The organism is Cupriavidus necator, assembly GCF_040578825.1.
Taxonomy (GTDB): domain Bacteria; phylum Pseudomonadota; class Gammaproteobacteria; order Burkholderiales; family Burkholderiaceae; genus Cupriavidus; species Cupriavidus necator_E.
Genome location: NZ_JBEFLI010000018.1, coordinates 32,890 through 48,625 on the forward strand (window position 1 = coordinate 32,890; position 15,736 = coordinate 48,625).

The 15,736-nt window shown below is 68.8% G+C and carries 15 protein-coding genes and 2 pseudogenes; 15 read left to right on the plus strand and 2 right to left on the minus strand.

The window, feature by feature from the left end:
* Nucleotides 1–27: 27 nt before the first annotated feature.
* From AB1I47_RS11505 to AB1I47_RS11555, 11 genes are all read left to right on the plus strand, one after another.
* Entirely contained in the window at nucleotides 28–921 is an 894-nt protein-coding gene (locus AB1I47_RS11505; protein WP_354683882.1) for an HpcH/HpaI aldolase/citrate lyase family protein, read from the plus strand.
* 384 nt (nucleotides 922–1,305) lie between these two features.
* On the plus strand, nucleotides 1,306–2,715 hold the full coding sequence (locus tag AB1I47_RS11510) for an SLC13 family permease (protein WP_354683883.1): 1,410 nt from the start codon (nucleotides 1,306–1,308) through the stop codon (nucleotides 2,713–2,715).
* Nucleotides 2,716–2,767: 52 nt separating this feature from the next.
* The gene (locus AB1I47_RS11515; RefSeq protein WP_354683884.1) at nucleotides 2,768–3,685 is read left to right on the plus strand and encodes a LysR family transcriptional regulator; all 918 of its coding nucleotides are present in this window, start codon (nucleotides 2,768–2,770) and stop codon (nucleotides 3,683–3,685) included.
* 134 nt (nucleotides 3,686–3,819) lie between these two features.
* Nucleotides 3,820–5,478 carry a malonate decarboxylase subunit alpha gene (mdcA, locus tag AB1I47_RS11520; protein WP_354683885.1) on the plus strand — a complete coding sequence of 553 codons (1,659 nt, stop codon included), beginning with the start codon at nucleotides 3,820–3,822 and terminating at the stop codon, nucleotides 5,476–5,478.
* Nucleotides 5,478–6,389 (plus strand): triphosphoribosyl-dephospho-CoA synthase, encoded by a 912-nt coding sequence (locus AB1I47_RS11525; protein WP_354683886.1) that lies wholly within the window; start codon nucleotides 5,478–5,480, stop codon nucleotides 6,387–6,389. Before mdcA ends, AB1I47_RS11525 begins: the two co-directional genes overlap by 1 nt.
* Nucleotides 6,389–6,706, plus strand: coding sequence for a malonate decarboxylase subunit delta (locus AB1I47_RS11530; RefSeq protein WP_354683887.1), 318 nt, complete (start codon nucleotides 6,389–6,391; stop codon nucleotides 6,704–6,706). The genes AB1I47_RS11525 and AB1I47_RS11530 overlap by 1 nt, the downstream gene beginning before the upstream one ends.
* Nucleotides 6,703–7,554 carry a biotin-independent malonate decarboxylase subunit beta gene (locus tag AB1I47_RS11535; RefSeq protein ID WP_354683888.1) on the plus strand — a complete coding sequence of 284 codons (852 nt, stop codon included), beginning with the start codon at nucleotides 6,703–6,705 and terminating at the stop codon, nucleotides 7,552–7,554. The genes AB1I47_RS11530 and AB1I47_RS11535 overlap by 4 nt, the downstream gene beginning before the upstream one ends.
* Complete coding sequence (gene mdcE, locus AB1I47_RS11540) at nucleotides 7,551–8,387, plus strand: biotin-independent malonate decarboxylase subunit gamma (RefSeq protein WP_354683889.1); 837 nt, start codon at nucleotides 7,551–7,553, stop codon at nucleotides 8,385–8,387. The genes AB1I47_RS11535 and mdcE overlap by 4 nt, the downstream gene beginning before the upstream one ends.
* The gene (locus AB1I47_RS11545) at nucleotides 8,360–9,022 is read left to right on the plus strand and encodes a malonate decarboxylase holo-ACP synthase (protein ID WP_354683890.1); all 663 of its coding nucleotides are present in this window, start codon (nucleotides 8,360–8,362) and stop codon (nucleotides 9,020–9,022) included. The genes mdcE and AB1I47_RS11545 overlap by 28 nt, the downstream gene beginning before the upstream one ends.
* The gene (gene mdcH / locus AB1I47_RS11550) at nucleotides 9,019–9,954 is read left to right on the plus strand and encodes a malonate decarboxylase subunit epsilon (protein ID WP_354683891.1); all 936 of its coding nucleotides are present in this window, start codon (nucleotides 9,019–9,021) and stop codon (nucleotides 9,952–9,954) included. Before AB1I47_RS11545 ends, mdcH begins: the two co-directional genes overlap by 4 nt.
* Before the next feature lie 240 nt (nucleotides 9,955–10,194).
* Complete coding sequence (locus tag AB1I47_RS11555; protein ID WP_354683892.1) at nucleotides 10,195–10,788, plus strand: uracil-DNA glycosylase family protein; 594 nt, start codon at nucleotides 10,195–10,197, stop codon at nucleotides 10,786–10,788.
* A gap of 81 nt (nucleotides 10,789–10,869) precedes the next feature.
* Here the strand turns inward: AB1I47_RS11555 and AB1I47_RS11560 are convergent.
* Nucleotides 10,870–11,267: pseudogene (locus tag AB1I47_RS11560) on the minus strand (SDR family NAD(P)-dependent oxidoreductase); the annotation flags it as partial.
* Nucleotides 11,268–11,276: 9 nt separating this feature from the next.
* A pseudogene (locus tag AB1I47_RS11565) lies at nucleotides 11,277–11,414 on the minus strand (thiolase C-terminal domain-containing protein); the annotation flags it as partial.
* A 22-nt stretch (nucleotides 11,415–11,436) separates the two neighbouring features.
* Between AB1I47_RS11565 and AB1I47_RS11570 the strand changes: the two are divergent.
* The 4 genes from AB1I47_RS11570 (at nucleotide 11,437) to AB1I47_RS11585 (ending at nucleotide 15,697) form a co-directional block, all read left to right on the plus strand.
* Nucleotides 11,437–11,613, plus strand: a complete 177-nt coding sequence (locus tag AB1I47_RS11570; protein ID WP_354683893.1) for a hypothetical protein — start codon at nucleotides 11,437–11,439, stop codon at nucleotides 11,611–11,613.
* 274 nt (nucleotides 11,614–11,887) lie between these two features.
* Complete coding sequence (locus AB1I47_RS11575) at nucleotides 11,888–12,646, plus strand: IclR family transcriptional regulator (RefSeq protein WP_354683894.1); 759 nt, start codon at nucleotides 11,888–11,890, stop codon at nucleotides 12,644–12,646.
* A gap of 428 nt (nucleotides 12,647–13,074) precedes the next feature.
* The gene (locus AB1I47_RS11580) at nucleotides 13,075–14,709 is read left to right on the plus strand and encodes an ABC transporter substrate-binding protein (RefSeq protein WP_354683895.1); all 1,635 of its coding nucleotides are present in this window, start codon (nucleotides 13,075–13,077) and stop codon (nucleotides 14,707–14,709) included.
* 16 nt (nucleotides 14,710–14,725) lie between these two features.
* Nucleotides 14,726–15,697: an ABC transporter permease gene (locus AB1I47_RS11585; protein WP_354683896.1), complete on the plus strand. Its 972-nt coding sequence runs from the start codon at nucleotides 14,726–14,728 to the stop codon at nucleotides 15,695–15,697.
* The last annotated feature ends 39 nt before the right edge of the window (nucleotides 15,698–15,736 follow it).

Below are 15,736 nucleotides of genomic sequence, written 5' to 3' on the forward strand. Positions count from 1 at the left end.
ACAACAGTTCTCCGGAAACCCGCGACCATGCACGACAACCTGCCACAGCGCCTGCGCTCCCTTCTCTTCGTTCCCGCGGACAGCGATCGCAAGCTGGCCGCTTCGCTGAAGTCCGGGGCGGACGGCCTGGTGTTCGATCTCGAGGACGCCGTGCCCGAGCACGGCAAGGAGGCGGCGCGCGACAAGCTGGTGTCGTTTCTTGCAAAGCACCGTGATTCGATGGAGCCAGCGTTGCTGGTGCGCGTCAACGGGCTTGCATCGGGCCATATCCTGCGCGACCTGGCCGCCGTGATCCCGCACCGGCCCAACGCGATCGTGCTGCCCAAGTGCAGGAGCGTCGACGATGTGCACCGGCTCTGCGATTTCCTGGCGGCGTTCGAATGCGCGCTGCTGACCGAAAAATGGGAGGTCGCCATCATCGCCATGGCGACGGAGTCGTCCGAAGGCGTGTTTGGCCTGTCGTCCTATCGCAATGCGCCGATGCGGCTGCGGGCGCTGATGTGGGGCGTGGAGGATCTTGCCGCCGACCTGGGCGCGTTCTCGTCGCATATCGGCAAGGAACTGACCGCGCCGTTCTCGGTGGCGCGCACCATGTGCCTGATGGCGGCCGCGCAGGCCGGCATCGATGCCATCGATGCGGTCAGCACCAGCCTGACCGATCCCGCGCGGATCGGGCAGGAAGCCGCGCAGGCCAAGCGCGACGGCTTTACCGCCAAGGCGGCCGCGCACCCCTCCCATATCGATGCCATCAACCAGGCCTTCATGCCGCAGGAGGAAGAGGTGCGCTGGGCCCGGCATGTGGTCGAGGCCTTCTCCAAGGTGGGCGCCTCGGGCGTGGCAAGGCTTGGCAATACCATGATCGACCGGCCCCACCTGCGGCTGGCGCACCGGATCCTGTGCCACGTGGACGGGGAGGACTGATCCGCGCGAAGCGCAGGCCGGTACCAGCGCCGGCCGGGCGCGCTGCCGGGGGGCAGCGCACCTTCCCGCGTGGCGCGCAGGGCACAACCTGCCCGATGCGCTGTTCCGCTTTGCGTAAGAGTCGGCGCACAGGCTTAATTGATGCGCCTGGTCTGTCACCTTATCGTTGGTCCCATAACAGCAAGACTGAACCGGCACCGGCCTGGCTTCCCGCCAGGCCGGCGATGCCCCGGACCAAGGAGACTGACTTGACCCCCTGCCTCATCCACACGTTGCCATAGCGGCGAAGCCAGGATATCCGGCGCCCTTGCGCCGACGCCAACCCTTCGCTTTTCCTGCCATGCGGGGAGCGCCGACACGCGCGCCGTCCGCGACGGAGCCGCTATGTCGCAACACCTGATTTCCATTTCCGTACTGGGGCTGATGTTTGTCATCGCCACGGTCCTTCCCATCAATATGGGCGCGCTGGCCTTTGTCGGCGCGTTCCTCGTGGGCACCCTCGCGGCCGCGATGCCGGCCAAGTCGATCCTGGCCGGTTTTCCGGCCGACCTGTTCCTGACGCTGGTCGGCATCACCTACCTGTTCGCGGTGGCGCAGAACAACGGCACCATCGACTGGCTGGTGCGGCTGGCGGTGCGCGCGGTCGGCGGCAGGATCGCCGCGATCCCGTGGATCATGTTCATGATTGCCGCGGTGCTGACGTCGGTGGGCGCGGTCAGCCCGGCGGCGGTCGCCATCATCGCCCCGATCGCGCTAGGCTTTGCCGCGCGCTACGGCATCAACCCGTTGCTGATGGGGCTGATGGTGATCCACGGCGCGCAGGGCGGCGGCTTCTCGCCGATCAGCATCTATGGCGGCATCACCAACAAGATCGTGCAGAAGGCGGGGCTGCCGCTGAACGAGATGGCGACGGCGTTCGCCAGCCTGGGCGTCAACCTGGTGGTGGCCGCGGGGCTGTTTGTCGCGCTGGGCGGCCTGCGGCTGATGCGGCAGTCGGCATCGTCGCCGGCGTCAGCGCCGCAGCCGGTCGCGGGCGGCGTGCTGGCGCTGGGCGATCCGTTCGGCGCGCGCACCGTGCCGGCACAGGGCGCGCAGGTCTATGGCGATGCCGAAGCCGAGGCCGGCATGGAAGAGCGCAAGACCATGACGCGAGACCGTGCCGCGATGCTCGGCAACGATGCCGCTGGCACCGCCGAGGCCCCGGCCGGCCTGTACCAGTACCTGACCGTGACCGGACTGGTGGCGCTGGCCGTGCTGACGCTGTACTTCAAGCTCGATATCGGCTTCGTCTCGCTGACCATTGCGCTGCTGCTGACGCTGATGGCGCCCGAACTGCAGAAGCGCGCACTGACCCAGGTGTCGTGGCCGGAGATCATGCTGATCGTCGGGGTCAGCACCTACGTGGGCGTGATGGACAAGATGGGCACGATTGATTTCGTCGGCCACAGCGTCGCGCACCTGACTTCGCCGCTGATGGCGGCGCTGCTGCTGTGCTTTGTCGGCGCGGTGGTATCGGCCTTCGCTTCGTCGACCGCGGTGCTGGGATCGCTGATCCCGCTGGCGGTGCCGTTCCTGCAGCAGGGCTCCGATGTCAGCGCGATCGGCTTTATCGCGGCAATGGCGGTATCGTCCACCATCGTCGATGTCAGCCCGTTCTCGACCAATGGCGCGCTGGTGCTGGCCAACGCCCAGGGCGTGGACCGGCAGGCCTTCTTCCGCAAGCTGATGGTCTATGGCGGCCTGGTGACCGTGATCGCGCCGGTGGTGCTGTGGTTCGTCTTTGTCGTGCTCTGAGTGCGCCACGCGGCTAAGATAGGAGGCCGCATCTACCTAAGCCCCCAGCACCATGAGAATCCGCATTGGCGAAGAGATCACCTTCCGCAAACTCGAAGCCCTGCTGGCGTTCATGGAGTCGGGCAACCTGGCCAAGGCGGCGGAGATCCTCGATACCAGCACGGTCAGCGTGCACCGCGCGCTGCATTCGCTGGAAGAGGGCACGAGCTGCGCGCTGTTCCGGCATGAGGGCCGCAACCTGATCCCGACCGATGCGGCCTACGTGCTGGCGGATACGGCAAGGGAAGTGCTCAAGGCCATGGCCGACGGCATTCGCGCCACGCGCGAGGCCGCCGGCTTTTCGGCCGACCAGCTCAAGATCGGCTCGCTCTATTCGCTGACGGTGCAGACCGTGCCCAAGATCGTGATCGGCCTGAAGCTGCGGCGCCCTGAGCTGCAGACCGAACTGGTGCTGGGCTCCAATGCCGACCTGCTGCAGAAGCTGAAGCAGGGCTCGATCGACGCCGCGCTGATGGCGGTGCCGGAGCCTGACCCCGATATCGAATCGATCCCGCTGTTCGAGGACGATATCTTCTTCGCCGCGCCGGCTGACTCCCGCTACGCATCGATGCCGGCGGTGGACCTGCGCGCGTGCCGCGACGAGCCCTTCGTCGCGCTGAGCGAAGGCTTCGTCACCTATCACGGTTTCGTCGAAGCGTTCCGCATCGCCGAGTTCACGCCGAACCTCGTGATGAAGGTCGGCGATATCTTTTCGCTGATGAACCTGGTCGGCGGCGGCATCGGCTATACGCTGCTGCCGGGCCGGGTGCGCGGCGTGTATTCGCGCAACGTGGCGTTCGTGCCACTGACGGGCGAGTACGACATCAAGCAGACCATCGGGCTGAGCTTTTTGCGCCGGCGCGAGCGCGATCCCAACCTGCTGGCGCTAGCGGCCGTGTGCCGCATGGCGATGCGCGAGACGGAGCAATAGGGCGCCGGGGCCGCTTCCCGCTTGCTGCCGGCGTCGCTTCCGGCCAGCGTAACGGTTCCTTCCCCGGCGTGATTGTTCGGTTGGCACCACCTGTTTAAGGTGGTGCCATCAGACAGACTACAGCCGGAGATGCGATGACCACGACCAGTACGGCCCGCCAATGGAACACTCGCAGGGAAGCCAAGGCGCGCCGCAAGCAGCAAGGCGCCGCCATTGCCGACGGCAAGCTGGTGCCGACCAGCGACATCGTGCCGTTCCTGGAGGCCGTGCTGCTTCCCGGCGACCGCGTGGTGCTGGAAGGCAACAATCAGAAGCAGGCGGACTTCCTGTCGCGCTCGCTGGCGCAGGTCGATCCCGCGCGCGTGAATGCGCTGCATATGATCATCCCCAGCGTCAGCCGGGTCGAGCACCTGGATCTCTTCGAGCGCGGCATCGCGCGCAAGCTGGATTTCTCGTACGCCGGCGCGCAGAGCATCCGCATCTCGCAGTTCCTGGAGGACGGCCAGCTCGAAGTCGGGGCGATCCACACCTATATCGAGCTGTACGCGCGGCTGTATGTGGACCTGGTGCCCAATGTCGTGCTGATCGCCGGCTACAAGGCCGATCGCGACGGCAATCTCTACACCGGCCCGAGCACGGAGGACACACCGGCGCTGGTGGAGGCCGCCGCCTTTCGCGACGGGCTGGTGATTGCGCAGGTCAACGAGATCGTCGACGACCCCAGCGGCCTGCCGCGCGTGGACGTACCGGGCTCCTGGATCGACTACGTGGTGCAGGCCGACCAGCCGTTCTTCTGCGAACCGCTGTTCACGCGCGACCCGCGGCTGATCAAGCCGGTCCACGTGCTGATGGCGATGATGGCGATCCGCGGCATCTACGAGCGCCACCAGGTGCAGTCGCTCAACCATGGCATCGGCTTCAACACGGCGGCGATCGAACTGATCCTGCCGACCTACGGCGAATCGCTGGGGCTGAAGGGCAAGATCTGCAAGTACTGGACCCTGAACCCGCACCCGACACTGATCCCCGCGATCGAGACCGGGTGGGTCGAGAGCGTGCACAGCTTTGGCAGCGAACTGGGCATGGAAGCCTATGTCGCCGCGCGGCCGGATGTGTTCTTCACCGGCGCCGACGGCTCGATGCGTTCCAACCGCGCGTTCTGCCAGCTTGCCGGCCAGTACGCGGTGGACCTGTTTATCGGCTCGACGCTGCAGATCGACGGCGACGGGCATTCGTCGACGGTGACGCGCGGGCGCCTGTCCGGCTTTGGCGGTGCGCCCAACATGGGCCACCAGCCGGGCGGGCGGCGGCATCCGACGCCGGCCTGGCTGGACCTGATCGAAACCGACGACCCGCTCGCGCGCGGCCGCAAGCTAGTGGTGCAGATGGTCGAGACCTTCCAGGCGGGCGGCAAGCCCACCTTCGTCGAATCGATGGACGCGGTCGATGTCGCGCGCGAAAGCGGCATGCCGCTGGCGCCGGTAATGATCTACGGCGACGACGTGACGCACGTGCTGACCGAGGAAGGCATCGCTTACCTGTACAAGGCGCAATCGCTGGAACAGCGGCGCCGGATGATCGCCGCGGTGGCCGGCGTCACGCCGATCGGCATGAAGCATGACCCCGCCACCACGCGCCGGATGCGCAGCGACGGCCTGATCGCGCTGCCCGAAGACCTGGGCGTGCAGCGCAGCCAGGCCACGCGCAGCCTCCTGGCCGCCAAGAGCATGGCCGACCTGGTCGACTGGTCCGGCGGGCTGTACGCGCCGCCGGCCCGCTTCAGGAGCTGGTAATGGCGGGCGCAGCGGCAAGAATCCAACTAACGGCGCCACTGGCCTGCGCGCGCGCGCAGGCGCTGGCCGGGCTGGCCGTCGACGCCATCGTCGAAGAAGCACGCCTGTCGCCCAAGCCCGGCCTGGTCGACAGCCGCGGCAGCGGTGCGCATGCCGACCTGACGTTGCCGCTGATGCTGCGGTCCGCGCAGTCGCTGGGGCCGTCGTTCGCGGCCATGGCCGATGCCGGCCTGCGGGCGCCGCGGCTTGCGTACGGGCTGCGCGAACGGCTGGGCGCCCTTGGCCGCGAGGCCGAGGCGGTGATGCTGGCCACCACCGGCGGCGTCAATACGCATCGCGGTGCGATCTGGTGCATCGGCTTGCTGGTCGGTGCGGCGGCGCAGGTCAGTGCCGCCGGGCAGCGTGCGAGCGCGGCGGCGATCAGCGCCACGGCGGGCGCCATTGCGGCGCTGCCGGACCGGCATCGGCCCGCGGTGACGGGCAACAAGGGCGAGCTCGCCTGCCTGGCCTATGGCGTGGGCGGCGCAAGGGCGCAGGCCCGCGCCGGCTTTCCGCACGTGATGCGGCTGGCGCTGCCGGCATTGCAGCGCAGCCGCGCGCGCGGCGATGGCGAAGCGACGGCCCGGCTCAATGCGCTGCTCGCGCTGATGAGCGAGCTCGACGATACCTGCGTGCTGGCGCGGTCCGGGCGCAAGGGGCTGGACTACATGCAGGCGGGCGCGAGGGCGGTGCTGTCGGCCGGCGGCGCGGGCACGGTGGCCGGACGGCGCCACCTGCGCAGCCTCGATGCCGGCATGCTGGCGCAGCGCGCTTCGCCTGGTGGCGCGGCCGACCTGCTGGCCGCGACGATTTTCCTCGACCGGCTGGCACGCGATGGCGATGCCGGCGGCCACGACTTCAGGGGACTGTGATGGAACAACTGCGATTTGAATTTCCGGCAGGCCAGCCTGCGACGGCGCGCGTGCTGGTGGGCGTGGTGGGGTCGGGCGACCTCGAGGTGCTGGTCGAGCCCGGCAGCGGCGGCGTGACCACGGTGGACGTTACCACCTCGGTCAATGGCTACAGCCGGGTCTGGGATGCGCAGCTGTCGCGTGTCTTCGCGGCCGAGCCGCGGGCATCGATGCAGATCCGCATCCACGATTTCGGCGCCACGCCGGGCGTGGTCGGCATGCGGCTGGCCGAAGCCTTCGAGGCGCTGGCCGCGCAGCAACAGGGGAAAGGGGCATGAACACCGAGGCACTGCTGGCACGCGACAGCTTTATCGAACTGGGGGCACGCGAGCGCGCGCGCGTGCTGCTCGATGCGGGCACCTTCCGCGAACTGGCCGGTCCGTTCGACGGCCTGCAATCGCCCTGGCTGCCGCCGCAGGGCGTGGTGCCGCAGAGCGACGACGGCGTGGTGGTCGCCAAGGGCCGCATCGACGGCATGCCGGTGGTGGTGCTGGCGATCGAGGGGGCATTCCAGGGCGGCAGCCTGGGCGAAGTCGGCGGCGCCAAGATCGCCGGCGCGCTGGAGCTGGCCGCCGAAGACAACCGCCGCGGCGAACCGACGCGCGCGGTGCTGCTGCTGGAAACCGGCGGCGTGCGCCTGCAGGAAGCCAACCTGGGCCTGGCCGCGATTGCCGATATCCATGCGGCCATCGTCGACCTGCGGCGCTACCAGCCCGTGGTGGGTGTGATCGCGGGGCAGGTGGGATGCTTTGGCGGCATGTCGATCGCCGCCGGGCTGTGTACCGCGCTGGTGATGACGCAGGAAGGGCGGCTGGGCCTGAACGGGCCCGCCGTGATCGAGCAGGAGGCAGGCATTGCCGAGTATGACTCGCGCGACCGGCCGTTTATCTGGAGCTTTACCGGGGGCGCGCAACGCGTCGCCACCGGGTTTGCGGATGCCTACGTCGCCGACGATTGCGATGCGATGCGCAAGCAGGTTGCGACGCTGCTGCGCGGCCCCGTTGCCGCCAGCCATCGCAGTGAGCGCCATGCGCAGTACCTGGCCGCGCTGCAAGCCTGTGACGCCAGTGTGCAGCCGACGCCGGCCGCGGTGCAGGCACTGTTTCCACGGGGGACCGACGCATGAACGCACAACAACTTCCGGCAACGGAACGCGAAGCCAGCCGCGGCACCCGCTGGCTGCAGGCACTGGCTCCGGCGGCATCGTCTCGGCCGGACTTCCCCGGCTCGGTCGCGGTGGCCGACGGCGAACTCGCCGGCATCGCGGTGCGCTGGATCGCGCTGGTGCCCGATGCCGCCAGCCGCTTCCCGCGTGCGCGCAACGGCGAGGCCGGGCTGCTCGAAGGCTGGTCGCTGGCGCGCGCCGTGCGCGAGGTCATCGACGCGGATCGCCACGCGGCGGTCAAGCGCGCGATCGTCGCGATCGTCGATACGCCCAGCCAGGCCTACGGCCGGCGCGAAGAGGCGCTCGGCATCCATCAGTCGCTGGCCGGGGCGGTAGCCGCCTATGCCGATGCGCGGCTGGCCGGGCATCCGGTGGTGGCGCTGATCGTCGGGCGCGCGATGTCGGGGGCCTTCCTCGCGCATGGCTACCAGGCCAATCGCATCATCGCGCTCAATGACCGGGGCGTGCAGGTGCATGCGATGGGCAAGGAGGCCGCCGCCCGCATCACCATGCGCACGGTCGAAGACCTTGAAGCGCTGGCAGCAACGGTGCCGCCGATGGCCTATGACATCGAGAACTTTGCCACGCTGGGCATCCTGTGGCGGCTGATCGATGTGGAGTCGGCCAGTGAACCGGTGGACGCCGATGTCCACCTGGCGCGCGACACCATCCTGTCCGCGCTGGCGGACATCGCGCGCGACCAGGCGCGCGACCTGTCGGGCCGGCGCGCTGGCGCCAACCGCAAGGCGTCGGCCGCGGTGCGCGCGTGCCTGTCGCGGCAATGGCAGGGCTGAGCACGGCCACGCTGGCGCCGCACGACCTGGTCTGGCTGGCCGATCCGGCCGGCAGCCTCGGGCGCGATGCCCTGCCTGACTGGGTCTTGCTGCCGGCGCTGCACGACACGCCGCTGGTGGTCCGGCGCGATGGCCGCCGGCCCGGCGAGATCCCCGTCGGCCTGCGCGGCCGCACGCGCGCCGAGCGCTTCGGCACGTGGGTCGTTCCCGCGGCGATCGGCAAGGTCGTTACGCCGATGGAACTGGCCGCGCAGCGCGCATGGCACCGCCGGCCGGAACTGGCGACGCTGGCCGCGATCCGCGCGCTCGAGGCCGTCGCCGACTGGCTCGACGCGGCGGGTATCCGGTGGGGCGTGACCGGCAGCGCCGGCTTCTCGCTCGCGTGCCCGCACAACGTACTGCATGCCGACAGCGACCTCGACCTCGTGGTCCAGTCCGCGCAACCGCTGCCGGAGCACCACGTCACGCTGCTTGCCGAACTGCAGCGCGCCGCGCCGGGCAGGATCGACATCCAGGTAGCGACGCCGTTCGGCGGCTTCTCGCTGCTGGAGCGACTGCGCGGCGGCGGCAGGGTGCTGCTGAAGACCGACCACGGCCCGCGGTTGTGCAGCGATCCGTGGCAACCCGCGCCATGAAGATCCTGTTGACCTTCCCCGGCCAGGGCGCGCAGCGCCCCGGCATGCTGAAGGACTTGCCGGCGCATCCGGCGGTGAAAGCGGTGCTGGAGGAGGCGGAGGATGTGCTGCGGGTGCCGGTGGCTGGGGTGGACTCGCCGGCAAGCCTGCAATCGACGGTATGGACCCAGCTTTGCCTGCTGACCGCGGGCGTGGCGATGACGCGCTGCCTCGCTGCGCATGGCGCCAGCGCCGACGCCGTGGCGGGGCTGTCCATCGGCGCCTACGCGGCGGCGGTCAGCGCCGGCGTGCTGCCGTTTGCCGATGCGCTCGGGCTGGTGCGGCTGCGCGGCGAACTGATGGAGCGCGCGTATCCGCACGGGTATGGCATGACGGCCATCATCGGCCTGGACCGCGGCTGGCTCGAACCGCTGGTCGCGCAGATCTGCACGCCGCAGCAGCCCGTGTACCTGGCCAACTTCAATGCACCCACGCAGATCGTGATCGCCGGCAAGCTGTCGGCGCTGGAGCAGGTATCGGCGCTGGCGCTCGCCGCCGGCGCACAGACGGCCAGGCCGGTGGCCATCCACGTCCCGTCGCACTGTCCGCTGCTGGATGCCGCGGCGCGGACACTGGCCGACGCCATCGCAGGCGTGGCGCTGTCGCCGCCAGCGCTGCGCTATTTCAGCGCCAGCAAGGCACGCGAACTGCGCGATCCGCGCCGGATCGGCGAAGACCTTGCACAGAACATGGCGACACCGGTGCGCTGGCACGAAACCATGCTGCTGGCCCACGCCAATGGCGCGAAGGTGGTGATCGAAGCGCCGCCGGGAGAAGTGCTGACGCGGCTGGCGCTGCCGGTGTTTGCTGATGGCATTGTGATGGCGTGTGACCGGAATCGGGCGGATTCGGTGGCGGCGGTTATGCGCCGGGGAATGGGTACCGGTGATTGAGGTGGCGGCAGGCGCGTGCCAGGCGATACGGCATGTTGGTTTGCGAGGTCCTGCCCTCTCCCTAGCCCTCTCCCGCTTGCGGGAGAGGGAACCGGGCGGTGGTAGTTCGAGCGGCGTCGTCCTGCGTTGCCGCAAGCTCAAGAGATCGCGACGCCGCCGGCTTGCTCAGCAGCATCCACCCACGCCAACCCCCGCAGACTTGCCTACAATCAGACTCCGAACCCCGATCGCCACGCCCCGTTGCCAGCCCTCCCGCTTCCCCCACTCGACCGCCTGCTAGCCGACATCTCCAACTGCCGCGCCTGCACGCTGCCACACGAGCCACGCCCGGTCGTGCGCGCCAGCGTCGGCGCACGCCTGCTGATCGTCGGCCAGGCGCCCGGGCGGCGCGTCCATGAAACGGGGATTCCGTGGAACGACCCCTCCGGCGACCTGTTGCGGACCTGGCTGCAACTGACGCGTGAGCAGTTCTATGACGCCAGCCGGGTGGCGATCGTGCCGATGGGGTTCTGTTATCCGGGCAAGGGCGCCCACGGCGACCTGCCGCCGCGACGCGAATGCGCGCCGCTGTGGCATGCGCGGCTGCTGGCTTTCATGCCCGAGCTCCGCCTGACGCTGTTGATCGGCCGGCACGCGCAGGCGTATTACCTGAAAGGCACAAGCCGGTCGACCCTCGCTGACACCGTTGCCGCTTATGCCGACTATCTCCCGCGCTTCCTGCCGCTGCCGCACCCGAGCCCGCGCAACCGCTTCTGGCTGCGCCAGCATCCATGGTTCGAAGCGGAGGTGGTGCCGGCACTGCGGCAGCAGGTGACGCTGGCGCTGGCGGATTGAACCGGCCAGCGCCACTCGCCTGTACACGGACCTGCTCCCCCATTTTCAGCCATCTGGGCTACCGCACAAAGTACCGGGGCCCCCGGCTGGCATACCGCAACGATGTGCGTGCCCGGCGTTGCCGTTCAGGCCCGACGTCGACGAGATATTGACGATCTTGCGGTACACCTCGCGGCCGGCTTTCTTGTCGGCGGTCGCCGGCGCCTTGATATGCGGGTAGGCGGCGCGCAGGATGCGCAACGGTGCGGTCATGTGGCAGTCGAGGATGGCGTACCACTGCTCGTCCTCATCTTCTGCACCACGTCGTCCCAGGTGAAGCCGGCATTGTTGACGATGATGTCGATGCTCTTGAAATTGCTCATCGCCGTGTTGATGAAGCGGTCGGCAAAGTCCGGCGCGCTGACGTTGCCCACGCACGCCACCGCTTGCACGCCCATCGCTTTGAGTTCTTCCACGGTCTGGTGCGCCGGCTCGGTTTCGGTACGCGCTCAGGCGTGCTTCTGGTACAGCGTGACGACGCAGGCGCCGCCCAGGCCCGGGTTGTGCGTCAGCGCCAGCCGCGCCCCTTCCACTTGGCGCTTGTCAGCGCTGCCGCGCAGTTGCTGGACCATCTCGAAGCACTGCGCGAAGCACCTGCAAGGCTCGCGCATGGGCTCCAACCGATTCCCAGTCGACATGCCGCGGCTGGTGGACTTCTACATGTCCGGGCGGCTGAAGCTCGACGAGATGATCTCGCGCCGGTTGCCGCTGAGCCAGATCAACGATGCCTTCGACGATTTGCGTGAAGGCAAGGTGGCGCGGTCCGTCCTCACTCTCGAATACTGATCCGACGTTGTCGCTCCATGGCCTGCTCGAGCACGGCCCCGCTGATCGATGGTGACGATGTCGTCAGGCTGTTGCTGCAATGAGCGGTGCAGGGCTCTGGCCCGGTTTGTTCCGCCCCATTCCTGGAATTCACGGCTGGAGAATGCCCCGTACATGATGATCCGCCCGAGCCGCAGGCGCCGGCAGGAGGCCGGAGCGGCCACCAGGGCCCCGATGTCTGCAGCGACCGCTACAATCCGCGATGGGACATTTCTGAACATTGCAAGAAGGATCGATGACCTACATCGTTGAAGCGGTGGACGAAGCGCTGGGTTTGCTGATGCTGGTGGCCGAGCATCCGTCGCTGGGCGTGACCGAACTGGCCAGGCGGGCCGGGCTGACCAAGGCGCGTGCCTTTCGCCTGCTGACCACGCTGGAGCACCGCGGGCTGATCGCGCGCGAGTCGCCGGCCGCCGTCTACAAGCTGAGCTACAACGCGCTGCTGGTGGGCAATGCCGCGCGCGAGCAGTTCGACCTGGTCAAGCTGGTGGAGCCGCGGCTGGCCGCGATCGGCGCGGCCTGCGGCGAGAACGTGATCGTGCGCGTGCGCGACGGGCTGGAGTCGGTCTGCGTGGCGCGGCATGAGTCGACGCAATCGGTGCGCGTGCATACCGAGATCGGCAACCGGCGGCCGCTGCATGTTGGCGCCTCCGGCAAGCTGTTGCTGGCCTATGCCGCGCCCGAAGTGGTGGACGCGGTGCTGGCGCACCACCTTGAGCGCTTCACCGACAAGACCATCGTCGAGCCGCAGAAGCTGCGCGACGAACTGGCGGCGATCCGCGCCGCCGGCTATGCCGTATCGGTGGGCGAGCGCGATGCCGACGCCGTCTCCGCCGCGGCGCCGCTGCGCGACCACAGCGGCGCGGCGGTGGCATCGCTGAGCATCGCCAGTCCTGCCAGCCGGACTACGCAGCAGGCGCTGGACCGGCATGTGGCGATGGTGGTGGCGGAGGCGGCTACGTTGTCGCGGGCGCTGGGGTATGGCGGGGGGTGAGAGGGCTACGAGTTAGGAACCCCGTCAAGCAGGGCCAACGTCTTTGGGTGCTCCAAAGCCGCCCGAGCTGGCCTGAGCAAGGTGTTCTCCCTCTCCCCTCAGGGCCTCAGGGGGAGAGGGTTGGGGTGAGGGGGTGGTTTAGCCAGGAACACCTGAAGCAAGGCCAACGGTTTACACCCACGGGCGTCAGCCTTTGACCCGTCTGCCCTCACTCCAACCCTCTCCCGCACGCGTCGCTTGCGGGAGAGGGAGCAACCAATCGGTGGTTCGAAACCAGGCGGTATTTCTTCAACAGGTAGTCAGTGAAAAGCGGCGCTTCGGCGCCGCTTTGCCTTTGTCTGCCAACAATGTCCCGCCGGGTAAACCCCGCTTATCGGCATGGCGTTCTCTGTCTTATTCTTCGATACACCGTATCAGTGAATGAAACAATGTTTCGACCGCCGAACTACCACGTCCCCTTCAAGAGCCTGGCCGCGCGCATCCTGGCCGCGTTGGCATGCCTGGCCAGCCTGCAGAGCGCCCACGCCACCGACCTGCGCATCGGCTACAAGGCCGAGATCAGCGCCGCCGATCCGCACGTGCTCGATGCCGCCGGCCGCAACCTGTGGGGGCATGTGTACGAGACGCTGGTGGGCCTGGACAACGCGCTGCGCCCGGTGCCGCTGCTCGCGACGGCATGGCGGCAGCTCGACGACCGGACCTGGGAATTCGAGCTGCGGCCCGACGTGCGCTTCAGCAACGGGGAGCCCTTCACGGCGGAGGATGCGCGCTATTCGATCGAGCGCGCGCTGAAGCTGCCCGGCGCGCGCACGTTCCGCACCTACCTGAAGTCGGTGGCCGCGGTGGAAGTGGCCGGACTGCTGACGCTGCGCGTACGCACCAAGGCACCCAACCCGGTGCTGCCGCAGAACCTCGGCATGGTGGCGATGCTGCCGCGCTCGCTCGGCAAGGCGGTGCGCGAGGCGGACTTCGCCCACGGCAGCGCGGCCATCGGCACCGGCCCGTACCGGCTGGTAGCGTGGGAGCATGGCCAGCAGCTGACGCTGGCGCGCCATGCCGGCTACTGGGGCGGGGCGCAGCCGTGGGAGCGCGTGGTGTTCCAGTTCATTCCCAAGGAGCCGGCGCGGGCGTCGGCGCTGCTGTCGGGGCTGGTGGATGTGATCGATGCCTCGTCGGCCAGCATCGCGGAAGCTTTTGCGCGCACGGACGGCCGCATCCGCACGGTGTCGGCCACGTCGTACATGCTCAACTACCTGCAGCTTGACCAGGCGCGCGCGGTGTCGCCCTATGTGCAGGACCACGCGGGCCGGCCGCTGGCCGCCAATCCGTTGCGCGATGCGCGGGTGCGGCAGGCCATCAGCCTGGCGATCGACCGCGAGCTGATCGCCGCGCGGGTCACCAAGGGCGATTCGGTGCCGGCCGGGCAGATGGTGCCGCAGGGCTTCTTCGGCTTTTCCGCGGCGGTGCCGGCGCCGCGCGCCGATGCCGCGCGGGTGCGGCGCCTGCTGGCCGAGGCCGGCTACCCCGACGGCTTCCAGCTCACGCTGCATTGCCCCAACGACCGCTACCTGAACGACGCCAAGAGCTGCGAGGCGGTGGGGCAGATGCTGACCCGCGCCGGCATCCGTACCGAGGTGCGCACGCTGCCGTACTCGGTCTTTATCACCCGCGCCACCTCGGGCGGGGAGGGCGGCAAACCAGAGTTCAGCGCCTTCATGCTGGGCATCGGCGCGGTCAGCGGCGATTCGCTCGAGCCGCTGGTGGCGGTGGCGCATGCGCAGGACAAGGCCGCGGGGCTGGGCGCCAACAACCGCAGCGGCTATGCCAACCCGGCGGTCGATGCGCTGATCGGGCAGGCCATGCGCACCATGGCGCCGGCCCCGCGCGAACAGATGCAGCGGCACGCGGCCGAAACGCTGGCCGCCGATGCCGGCATCGTGCCGCTGCATCACCTGCGCGCCACCTGGGCCTATCGCGACGGGCTCGCGGTGCAGCCGCGCAGCGACGGCTTCACCTACGCGGGCAATATCCGCCCGGCCCCGCGCATGGCGCAGAAACCCTGACCGGCATCCGACCATCATGCTCGAAACCCTGTTCAAACGGCTGCTGCAGAGCCTGCTGGTGCTGTGGATCATGTCGGTGCTGACCTTCTGCGCGGTCAACCTGATCGGCGATCCGGTGCACCTGCTGGTCAGTCCCACCGCCACCGAGCAGGAGATTACCGAAGCGCGCCACGCGCTCGGCCTCGACCTGCCGATGCCGCGGCAGTACCTGCGCTTCGTGCAGGGCGCGCTGCGCGGCGACCTGGGCGAATCCTTCGTCTATGACCGGCCCGCGATCGAGCTGATCGTCAGCCGCGTGCCGGCCACGCTGGAGCTGGCGGTGACCGCGCTGCTGCTGTCGCTGGCCATCGGCATCCCGATGGGCGTGTTTGCCGGGCTGCGGCCGCACAGCCGGCTGGCGCGCGCGCTGATGGCCTGCTCGCTGGGCGGCGTGATCATGCCCACCTTCTGGGTCGGCATGATCGGCATCCTGGTGTTCTCGGTGAACCTGGGCTGGCTGCCGTCGGGCGGACGCGGGCCGGTCAGCACGGTGCTCGGCGTGCCGCTGTCGGTGACCAGTTGGGATGGCATCCGCTTCCTGCTGCTGCCGGCGCTGACGCTGTCGCTGTTCAAGATCTCGCTGGTGGCGCGGCTGGCCGAGGCCGGCACGCGCGAGGTGGCCGGGCAGGAGTACATCCGCTTTGCCCGCGCCAAGGGCGTGGGCGGCGCGCGGCTGGTGCTGCGCCACGTGGTGCCCAACGTGCTGATCCCGATCGTGACCGTGGTCGGGATGGAGTTCGGCCACCTGATCGCCTTCTCGGTGGTGACCGAGTCGGTGTTCTCGTGGCCGGGCATGGGCAAGCTGATCATCGATTCGGTGCTGGCGCTGGACCGCCCGGTGGTGGTGGCCTACCTGCTGGTCACGCTGGTGCTGTTCGTGGTGCTGAACCTGGTGGTCGACCTGCTCTACGTGGTGCTCGACCCGCGGCTGCGGCACAAGGCGGCATAACGGGCAAGCGCTGCCGATCACCTCCATCGCTACAGAACA

What these genes read in the sequence shown, in the direction of transcription:
- AB1I47_RS11505 (WP_354683882.1), top strand. Translation starts at nt 28, where the DNA reads ATGCACGACAACCTGCCACAGCGCCTGCGCTCCCTTCTCTTCGTTCCC.
- AB1I47_RS11510 (WP_354683883.1), top strand. Translation starts at nt 1,306, where the DNA reads ATGTCGCAACACCTGATTTCCATTTCCGTACTGGGGCTGATGTTTGTC.
- AB1I47_RS11515 (WP_354683884.1), top strand. Translation starts at nt 2,768, where the DNA reads ATGAGAATCCGCATTGGCGAAGAGATCACCTTCCGCAAACTCGAAGCC.
- mdcA (WP_354683885.1), top strand. Translation starts at nt 3,820, where the DNA reads ATGACCACGACCAGTACGGCCCGCCAATGGAACACTCGCAGGGAAGCC.
- AB1I47_RS11525 (WP_354683886.1), top strand. Translation starts at nt 5,478, where the DNA reads ATGGCGGGCGCAGCGGCAAGAATCCAACTAACGGCGCCACTGGCCTGC.
- AB1I47_RS11530 (WP_354683887.1), top strand. Translation starts at nt 6,389, where the DNA reads ATGGAACAACTGCGATTTGAATTTCCGGCAGGCCAGCCTGCGACGGCG.
- AB1I47_RS11535 (WP_354683888.1), top strand. Translation starts at nt 6,703, where the DNA reads ATGAACACCGAGGCACTGCTGGCACGCGACAGCTTTATCGAACTGGGG.
- mdcE (WP_354683889.1), top strand. Translation starts at nt 7,551, where the DNA reads ATGAACGCACAACAACTTCCGGCAACGGAACGCGAAGCCAGCCGCGGC.
- mdcH (WP_354683891.1), top strand. Translation starts at nt 9,019, where the DNA reads ATGAAGATCCTGTTGACCTTCCCCGGCCAGGGCGCGCAGCGCCCCGGC.
- AB1I47_RS11570 (WP_354683893.1), top strand. Translation starts at nt 11,437, where the DNA reads ATGGGCTCCAACCGATTCCCAGTCGACATGCCGCGGCTGGTGGACTTC.
- AB1I47_RS11575 (WP_354683894.1), top strand. Translation starts at nt 11,888, where the DNA reads ATGACCTACATCGTTGAAGCGGTGGACGAAGCGCTGGGTTTGCTGATG.
- AB1I47_RS11580 (WP_354683895.1), top strand. Translation starts at nt 13,075, where the DNA reads ATGTTTCGACCGCCGAACTACCACGTCCCCTTCAAGAGCCTGGCCGCG.
- AB1I47_RS11585 (WP_354683896.1), top strand. Translation starts at nt 14,726, where the DNA reads ATGCTCGAAACCCTGTTCAAACGGCTGCTGCAGAGCCTGCTGGTGCTG.